The sequence below is a fragment of the Peribacillus sp. P4_D6 genome, from assembly GCF_056401795.1.
Map to the genome: position 1 here is coordinate 1 of NZ_JBFUIQ010000143.1, position 8,845 is coordinate 8,845.

Here is an 8,845-nt window from a genome sequence, read left to right on the forward strand (position 1 = left end):
GAATATGAGTATAATTAACGTTGAAGTGTTAAATGAAGTGAGGAAGTATGATTATTATCTATAGGAAATGATACTGATATATTATATTTTTCGATTGATTCCACCAATTCATGAATGAAAAAAATGGAGTGTTAGGATATAATATATTATTGTATTTGAGATTCATTGTGGAATTTCCTTTTTTTTACGGGCTTCTTTTGTTTATCTTCTCGATGCACGGGGAAATAAATTATAGTTGTATATGTTTTTATAATAATAATCAGAGTTAAGTAGAGGGGTTTGTTTTAATGGAATTATTAGAAAAATTTATTAGTGAGGCTAATGGTGTGTTATGGTCTTCCATATTGATCATCATGTTGGTTGGATTGGGTCTTTATTTTAGCATCCGCACGAAGTTTGTCCAATTCAGAATGGTAGGGGAAATGTTCAGGCTTTTGGGAGAAGGGGCCACTGCGGATAAAAAAGGTGTAACATCCTTTCAGGCATTTTGCATAAGCACGGCGTCGCGGGTAGGAACGGGTAACCTTGCAGGTGTTGCCATCGCGATCACGACGGGCGGACCTGGAGCCGTTTTCTGGATGTGGTTAATAGCATTGATCGGATCTGCTTCCGCATTCATTGAAAGTACACTTGCTCAAATCTATAAAGTCAAGGATGGGGATGCATTCCGCGGCGGTCCTGCTTATTATATGGAAAAGGCATTGAATGCCCGTTGGATGGGAATCACTTTCGCCGTGTTGATTTCGCTTACATTTGGATTGGCTTTCAACTCGGTACAAGCCAATACGATTACAAGCGCATTCAATGAATCGTTTGGGATTGAAAAGTGGGTTACGGCAATCATCTTGGCTATGGTCACGGCTGTCATCATTTTTGGCGGGATCAAAATGGTTGCAAAAGTCTCTGAAGTCATCGTTCCGATCATGGCTGGAGCCTATGTAATAGTGGCGTTGATTATCATCATCATGAACATTACCGAGTTACCTGGTGTTTTTGCTTTGATCTTTGAAAGTGCATTCCATGGAATAAAAGAAGTTGCTGGCGGAGTACTGGGAGCTGCCATGATGCAGGGAATCAAGCGCGGCCTATTTTCAAATGAAGCCGGGATGGGTAGTGCACCAAATGCTGGTGCGACGGCTGATGTCAGTCATCCCGTCAAACAAGGGCTCATTCAGTCTCTAGGTGTTTTTGTCGATACGCTCATCATTTGCAGCTCGACAGCCTTCATCATTTTGTTTTCCGGTCTTTATACATCCAAGGAAACGGACGGTATCGTCCTTACCCAAAATGCCCTCGGAACGGCATTGGGATCTTGGGCAGGTATTTTCCTTGCCATTATCGTACTTTTATTCGCCTTTAGTTCCATTGTGGGCAACTATTATTATGGAGAGTCGAACATCGGCTTCATCAATGAAAATAAGGTTTGGCTGAATGTCTATCGTGTCGCAGTCGTAGGAATGGTGATATTCGGTTCGCTTGCCTCACTGGATTTTGTTTGGGGACTGGCTGACTTGCTTATGGCCCTTATGGCCATTATCAACCTGATTGCCATAGCATTACTAGGGAAAATTGCTTTTGCTGCACTGGCGGATTATCAAAAGCAAAAGAAAAGTGGGAAAAATCCAGTTTTCCATGTGAACAATATTAAAGGTTTGAAGAATGTGGAATGTTGGGGTGACCCATCCGATAATGTGGATGTGAAAAAGGAAGCCTAAGTTCATTAAGCTTACAAGTAAGTCCTTGAAAGGGGATTTTACTTGTAAGCTTTTTTCGTCTTTCCCCCCCTTTTTTCATCATTATTGAATATTGCTTCGTTTTTTACACAAAATACCTTTGTCTTTAATACTGCAATGATAATTTAGAAACTAGGAGTGAAACAAATGGATAGGAAGCAATCAAAAAATGAATCTTCAGAAGTTGCCGGGAGAATATATGATGTCAGCGATTATAAACGTGAAGATCCTTTATCTTCTGGACTGGCTCAAACCCACGAACAAGTCTCGGATACTTATGCGGAAGGCGAGATAAAGGCAGTCATTGATGATGTGAACGGAAGAGATATTGAGATTAAAAAAGAGAAGGAAGAAAAGTAATATTGAGGTTTTTGTTTTTGAACAAGGATTATCGCTGAATATTTTAAAGATATATCGGGTCCCCTAGCTTCTGGAAAGGTGAAACAGAAGCTAGGGGATCTTAATTAATAAATTTTTTCTGTTTCCAAGTTTTGAAGCAATTCTTCCTTTGTTCTTGGGAAAAGGTCCCTTTTTGCAAGATTCCTTGATTGAAGAAGGGCTTGAAACATTTCAAAAACCCACGGTTTCTCCAGATGTGCCTGCAGCAAAACGTCTTCATCATGGAAAACGGAAACAGGGTCCCCTTGGTATATGACCTTACCATCGTTCATGACCACGATTTCATCAGCCCATTGGTAAGCAAAATTAACATCATGAGTTGAGAGGATTATCGTTTTGTCAGGGTGGTGGATACTGTCCAGCAGATTCATGATCTGTCTTGAGAAATAAGGATCCAATCCAGCGGTAGGCTCGTCCAGGAGCCAGACATCGGGCTCCATGGCAAGTACCCCTGCGATGGCGACCCGTTTTTTTTGCCCAAGGCTCAAAAAATGGGTAGGTCTGTCTTTTAGTTCGGTTACTTCCGTTTCAGCCATTGCCCAATTTACTTTCTCCTGGACTGTAATTCTATCCCATCCTAAATTCATTGGTCCAAACGATATATCCTGTTGTACATTAGCGGAAAAGAGCTGAGAGTCGGGATCTTGAAAAACGATACCGACTTGCTTTCGTAATGATAATAATGCTTTCCGGTCATATTTCATTTTCTTGCCCTTAAATCTGATCTTTCCTGCAGTAGGTTGTAATAGACCATTTAAATGGAGGAATAAAGTTGATTTGCCAGCACCATTATTGCCTAATAAAGCAATTTTTTTACCTTGTTGGATCGTTAGCGAAAGTCCTTTTAGAGCGAAGGTTCYATCTGCGAATTGATGGGTGAGGCCTTCTATATGAAAAATATGCTCGTCCATTGTTGGGTTGCCTCCAATTTACAAATATCCATTAATAAGGATTAAGCTTCCTAGTATGACAATCGCGATCAGCCAATTGCGTGAGGAATAGGTGTAAGTATCCTCGATATAGGAAAGGTTATCCTGATAGCCTCTTGCGTTCATGGCCATCGTCAACTGTCCAGAGCGCTGCAATACTCCTAAAAATAATGATGAAATTAGTAATCCGAGAGATCGAATGCCTTTCCTAAACGAACCATACCCCAGCCGTGAAGCTTGTGATTGGTGAATGGCCAAAGCCGTATCTAAAAAAATAAAGATGAATCGATAGGTCAATTCTATTAAATCGACCAATAACGAAGGCACTTTAAGTTTTCGCAGCACGGATAGGATGACGGTAATGGGTGTAGTTAAGGTAAGGAAATATAAACAGCTGATGCTGCAGAATACGACAGTGATCAAATTGGCCACCGTACCAAAGCTGTCATCGCTGATGAATATTTGCCAATTCCCGATCTTCCAGGACCACCATATATTYGAAATCGAAGTGAATTTACTAGTGAAAGAAAAAAGGATGGTAATGGTTCCTGATAGTATAAAAAATCCTGGTAATAGAAGTAATTTAAGATAATAAGAAAGCGGGATTTTTGCCGCGAAAATGATTAAAGCGCTCATCACCGTAAAAGTGATGAGCGAAACGGCCATATCCCTTACCGTTAACGAAAACAGCAAAAGAGAAAGTGCAAAAACCATCTTTTCCAACGGATGTACATCCTTTAGCCCATTGAAATAGGCATATTTATCAATGAGTAACATGCTTCGATTTTTCGGCTAATTCTTGTTTGGTTTGCTTATTCCTTTGTCTCATCACACCAATGAAGTATCCAATGAAACCGGCTCCGATTGCAGCTTGAAGCGCAAATAATAAGCTTTCGGTTTCTGCACCTGGCGGCTCCCAAATACTGTTGAACCATGGCTTGTATTCCGGATGGATCTTAGTGATGGCTTCCTCAGCTTCGCCGTCGGCACCGCCAAATTCCGTTCCTTGTTGGGTGATTAACGGTAAGGTTGCAAGAATGACAACCAGGAAAAGCAGCAGTAAACTTTTTTTCATTTTAACGGGCCTCCTTAGATAAAACYCGCAGCAATTTCAATTCGCCTAGATTGTATTTTTTCAAGAAATTCATTACGACGACTGTCAATAACCCCTCACTGATGGCCAAGGGAATTTGGGTCAGGGCAAAAATCCCTGCAAATTTACTGAAAGAGGCCATGAATCCTCCTACCTCGGAAGGGAAAGCAAGAGCAAGTTGAACAGAAGTTACCACATAGGTGCCCAAATCCCCAAAAGCAGCTGCCAAGAATACGGCAAGTGAAAAAGACCATCCCAATTTAGTTGCGGCCTTGAAGACAAAGTAAGCAATGAAGGGTCCGCAAACGGCCATGGAGAATGCATTGGCCCCTAATGTCGTCAATCCTCCGTGTGCCAGTAAAACAGCTTGAAATAACAGAACGATGGAGCCGACCACACTCATGGCCAATGGTCCGAATAGTATGGAACCTAAACCAACTCCGGTAGGGTGCGAAGAACTTCCCGTAACGGAAGGAATCTTTAGGGCCGATAATATAAATACAAATGCGCCCGATAGGCCAAGTATCATTTTTGTTTCTGGGTTTTCCCTTACTTTGGACCTAATGGACCGGTAACCCAAGATTAAAAATGGAAGCGTCACGGCCCACCAGAATATAGCCCATTCTATGGGTAAAAAGCCCTCCATGATATGCATGGCCAATKCCCGTTTCGGGACAAAAAGCAGTAAAATGACAAAATAAATAATTTTCCAATTGGTTCTTTTCATTCTTTCTCCTTTCAACACTTTTTATTGTTCTGATCAATCTTGAGAAGAAAAGCGGCGCGCCCAAACTAAAAAGCACTTCTCTCAAAGGAAAGAAGTGCGTAATGAACAGGAATTTTGCAGCATGAACCAACCATGGGCCATTTTGCCTGATCCGCACGCCCATCCTCGTAGGCTGAAACAGTTTCACGCTTCATGGCAGGTCTCCTGGCTTTGGTTCATCATCCCATTACATCCTTCCCATCTCATTTGACAGTGGATTAAAGTTAACGTAATGGAACTTCCCTTTACAGTGGCGGGACCGCTCCGGATTTTCACCGGCTTCCCTTTTAAGCTGAATTCCGAGAAATTCAACACCATGAAACTTATGTAATTATTTAGAAAATTCTCGTATAGTGTACCATAAAGAAATAATTCCAGCTACACTATCTTTTTTTGGAGGCCGAAATTTGTTGCGAGGAAAGGATTGTAACTGGTTTTACACGTTTAAACTTTTCTAAACAGTCGGAATAAACTATTGAATTTTGACAAAGTTGTTATATGATAGATTAAGTTAGTTGGAAATGTATAATAAAACCAAATATTTCATTTTAAAAGTGCCCTTGTGTGAATAAGCAAGGGATAATAGGGAAATCGGTGAAAATCCGATGCAGCCCCCGCTACTGTAAACGCTGATGAAATTGTCGATAGCCACTGGCATGATGCCGGGAAGGGACAAAGTAAAATGAAGCGTAAGCCAGGAAACCTGCTTTTAAAATTGCATGATACTTTTCGGAGGGAAAGGTAGAAGGACTATGACGATTTTGGGAGGATTTGGCATGCTTGCCTTTGGCTCCTCATTCATATAGTTTTTTTAAAACCTTGACTCTTATGTTAAGGTTTTTTATTTTGCCTTTTCCCTGAACTCAGGAGGAAGAAGATGACTACTTGGAACTTGACGGGTACAAATACGCATCTGTTGATTTGTAATGGGAGCAGCTGCATGAAAAAGGGCGGGGAAGAAGTAACCCAAGCGATTCGCGATGAAATTGCTTCAAAAGGACTGGATCTGAAAATCCATACAACGAGGACACGCTGTAACGGAAGATGTAAGGATGCCTGCGTTGTGATTGCCTATCCCCAAGGAAACTGGTATCGAGTGGAAACGCCTGATTTCGGTCGGCAGATCGTCAGTAATATCGATGATGGTGAGTTTGTTCCACAGATGATCTAYCAGTACAATGACGGGGAAATGACCCCTAATCCAGATTTTCCTGCTCATACGRGTATTTCAAAGAACAAAGCGTAAAAGGAGATGTCTTAATGAGTACAAACGGTAAATTATTCGTCGTGGGCTTTGGGCCCGGGAATTTTGAACACATTACCAAACGTGCCGTCGAAGCCCTTCAAGAAAGTGACTACATCATTGGTTATAAAACTTATGTTGAACTCATTCAGGGACTGCTAACAGATCAAACGATCATAAGTACGGGGATGACTGAAGAGGTATCACGTGCACAGGAAGCAGTGAAACAAGCGGAGCTGGGAAAGAAAGTGGCGGTGATTTCCAGTGGGGATGCCGGAGTTTACGGGATGGCAGGGTTGGTTTATGAAGTATTGATTGAAAAAGGCTGGAAAGAAGAAACTGGAGTGGRCATTGAAGTCATTCCTGGCATTTCTGCAATCAACTCATGTGCGTCTTTACTTGGGGCGCCCGTCATGCACGATTCGTGTACGATCAGCCTCAGTGATCATTTAACTCCTTGGGAACTGATCGCTAAAAGGGTTGAAGCAGCTGCAATGGCAGACTTTGTCATTGCACTTTATAATCCGCGCAGCGGCAGGCGGACCCGGCAAATTGTTGAAACACAGAAGATTCTCCTTCGCTACCGCTCGCCGGATACACCTGTCGGGTTGGTGAAAAGTGCTTATCGCGATAGGCAGGATATTGTCATAACCAATTTGCAGGATATGTTGAATCACGATATTGGAATGTTGACAACCGTCATTATCGGTAATTCATCCACCTTTTTATATGATGACAAAATCATCACACCAAGAGGCTATCAGAGAAAATATACGCTGAATTCGGAAAAGCAAACATTGAAGCCGCATCAGCGACTGCAAAAAGAAGCGGAACCGTGGGCATTAGATCAAGAAGCCTTAACCGAGTCCGCTGGAGGAGTTGGATTACTTACAAAAGCACCAGAAAAGAAGCCAGCTTCCTATGAAATGGCAATGGAGGCCCTGTCAAGAGTCAAGGGTCAAGTCGTTAAGCAGTCCATTCAGCCGATTGTTCAGCAAAAAATGGAGTCGGTATTTGAACTTGCCGTTAGTCCAGGTGTGGCGAATAAACAATTCACTCCCAAACAAATGATGACACTTGCGGAAGTTGTCGGGGAAAAGGGAACGATGGAGTATACGCCAAATCATAAAATCGTCTTAAAGATCCCGACAATGGATCCGGAAGTCATTACAGGGAAATTGCAATCAGCAAACTTTCTTTTGTCGCCAATTGGGGATGTACTGACATTAAAAGCCTGTGATTTCTGTGATGGTGAAAAAGCGGAATCCATTCCTTATGCGGACGAAATACACCGGGTGCTTGGCGGAATGAGCATGCCCAAGGAACTGAACATAGGTTTTAATGGGTGTGGGATGGCTTGTTATAGTGCTGTGATGGATGATATCGGGATTGTCTTCCGAAAAGGGAAGTTCGACTTATTTCTTGGAGCTAAACCGGTTGGAAGAACAGCCCATCCGGGTCAGCCGGTAGCGGAAGGCATTGAACCGGAACAGCTTGTAGAACTGATCACGGACATTGTCGGCGAGTATAAGCAAAATGCCCATCCAAATGAGCGGCTTTTTAAATACTTCAAACGTTCGAAAAAGATACAGAATTTTTCTTATCAGGACATCGCTCCCAAAATAAACATAGAGCCTGCGCCTTGTGAAGACTAATCAAGAGGGGGAAAGTAAATGAAAGCAGTTTTGTTCGTAGGACACGGAAGCCGGTTGGCTTCGGGAAATGAAGAAGTCCGTCATTTTATTGAAAATATGATTCCGGCATTGGACGGGCGTTTCCTAGTGGAAACGTGCTTCTTGGAATTTGCGGCACCGAATATATCCAAAGGAATCGATAATTGTGTAAAACGAGGGGCTACTGAAGTTATCGTCATACCGATCATTTTGTTGCATGCAGGACATTCGAAACTACATATCCCAGCTGAAATAGAGGATGGGAAAACCAAGTATCCAGAAGTGAAATTCACATACGGCCAAACGATCGGGGTCCACCATGATGTATTGACGATCCTGACAGACCGTCTTGAGGAAGCGGGATTCGATACGACCTCTGAACATTCTGAGACAGCGATATTGCTAATTGGCCGAGGTGGCAGTGATGCTGATGCCAATAGTGATATATATAAAATTTCACGATTATTATGGGAAAAATTAAGCGTTAAATGGGTTGAAACAGCCTTCATGGGTGTAACGGACCCTCACGTGGATGAAGGTATTGAACGATGCATCCGATTAGGGGCAAAAAAAATTGTGATGTTGCCATATTTCCTCTTCACTGGGGTGTTGATGGAAAGAATGGAGGATATGCTGAAAGGCTATCAAGAGCAATATCATGATCGAGAATTCATATTGGCAAAGTATTTTGGATATCATCCAACCTTACAGAACATTCTGCAAGAACGAGTAATTGAAGCCAGTGAAGGCAAATCAAGCGGGGCGCGTGATTTGGAAAACTATCGTAAACATGTCGAGGAACATGGACATGCTCACCATCATCACCATCACGACCACGACCATGATCATGATCACCATCACGACCACGACCATGATCATCACCATGATCATGATGGGCAAGCGGTGGGGACATCAAAATGATTTTGTTCTTGGCGGGTACAAGTGATGCAAGGGAATTAGCGATTGAGATGCAGCAGGTGGGGTACAAGGTTTTGGCAACTGTTGTAAC

10 protein-coding genes, 1 pseudogene and 2 riboswitches are annotated in these 8,845 nt (G+C 42.4%); of the genes and pseudogenes, 6 read left to right on the top strand and 5 right to left on the bottom strand.

The window, feature by feature from the left end; genetic code table 11:
* Positions 1–287 precede the first annotated feature (287 nt).
* Together AC1DVB_RS23210 and AC1DVB_RS23215 are read left to right on the top strand one after the other, a co-directional pair.
* On the top strand, positions 288–1,715 hold the full coding sequence (locus tag AC1DVB_RS23210; protein WP_057275930.1) for an alanine/glycine:cation symporter family protein: 1,428 nt from the start codon (positions 288–290) through the stop codon (positions 1,713–1,715).
* 165 nt (positions 1,716–1,880) lie between these two features.
* Complete coding sequence (locus tag AC1DVB_RS23215; RefSeq protein ID WP_057275929.1) at positions 1,881–2,093, top strand: YozQ family protein; 213 nt, start codon at positions 1,881–1,883, stop codon at positions 2,091–2,093.
* Positions 2,094–2,197: 104 nt separating this feature from the next.
* Here the strand turns inward: AC1DVB_RS23215 and AC1DVB_RS23220 are convergent, their stop codons facing one another.
* The 5 genes from AC1DVB_RS23220 to AC1DVB_RS23240 form a co-directional block, all read right to left on the bottom strand.
* Positions 2,198–3,043, bottom strand: a complete 846-nt coding sequence (locus tag AC1DVB_RS23220) for an energy-coupling factor ABC transporter ATP-binding protein (RefSeq protein ID WP_477591144.1) — start codon at positions 3,041–3,043, stop codon at positions 2,198–2,200.
* Positions 3,044–3,061: 18 nt separating this feature from the next.
* Positions 3,062–3,838: a cobalt ECF transporter T component CbiQ gene (gene cbiQ, locus AC1DVB_RS23225; protein ID WP_284145197.1), complete on the bottom strand. Its 777-nt coding sequence runs from the start codon at positions 3,836–3,838 to the stop codon at positions 3,062–3,064.
* Positions 3,825–4,136: an energy-coupling factor ABC transporter substrate-binding protein gene (locus AC1DVB_RS23230; RefSeq protein WP_034312516.1), complete on the bottom strand. Its 312-nt coding sequence runs from the start codon at positions 4,134–4,136 to the stop codon at positions 3,825–3,827. The genes cbiQ and AC1DVB_RS23230 overlap by 14 nt, the downstream gene beginning before the upstream one ends.
* A gap of 1 nt (position 4,137) precedes the next feature.
* Positions 4,138–4,881 (bottom strand): energy-coupling factor ABC transporter permease, encoded by a 744-nt coding sequence (locus tag AC1DVB_RS23235; protein WP_477591146.1) that lies wholly within the window; start codon positions 4,879–4,881, stop codon positions 4,138–4,140.
* A 65-nt stretch (positions 4,882–4,946) separates the two neighbouring features.
* Positions 4,947–5,075, bottom strand: a complete 129-nt coding sequence (locus tag AC1DVB_RS23240) for a hypothetical protein (RefSeq protein ID WP_264641018.1) — start codon at positions 5,073–5,075, stop codon at positions 4,947–4,949.
* Positions 5,059–5,254, bottom strand: a riboswitch (cobalamin riboswitch). It overlaps the preceding gene by 17 nt.
* A 201-nt stretch (positions 5,255–5,455) precedes the next feature.
* Positions 5,456–5,645: riboswitch (cobalamin riboswitch) on the top strand.
* A 152-nt stretch (positions 5,646–5,797) separates the two neighbouring features.
* Between AC1DVB_RS23240 and AC1DVB_RS23245 the strand changes: the two genes are divergently transcribed.
* From AC1DVB_RS23245 to AC1DVB_RS23260, 4 genes and pseudogenes are all read left to right on the top strand, one after another.
* Positions 5,798–6,166, top strand: a complete 369-nt coding sequence (locus AC1DVB_RS23245) for a (2Fe-2S) ferredoxin domain-containing protein (protein ID WP_477591148.1) — start codon at positions 5,798–5,800, stop codon at positions 6,164–6,166.
* Between the two features lie 14 nt (positions 6,167–6,180).
* The gene (gene cobJ / locus AC1DVB_RS23250; RefSeq protein WP_477591150.1) at positions 6,181–7,818 is read left to right on the top strand and encodes a precorrin-3B C(17)-methyltransferase; all 1,638 of its coding nucleotides are present in this window, start codon (positions 6,181–6,183) and stop codon (positions 7,816–7,818) included.
* 18 nt (positions 7,819–7,836) lie between these two features.
* Positions 7,837–8,757 carry a sirohydrochlorin chelatase gene (locus tag AC1DVB_RS23255; protein ID WP_239861101.1) on the top strand — a complete coding sequence of 307 codons (921 nt, stop codon included), beginning with the start codon at positions 7,837–7,839 and terminating at the stop codon, positions 8,755–8,757.
* Positions 8,754–8,845: pseudogene (locus AC1DVB_RS23260) on the top strand (precorrin-6A reductase); the annotation flags it as partial. The gene AC1DVB_RS23255 and the pseudogene AC1DVB_RS23260, both read left to right, overlap by 4 nt.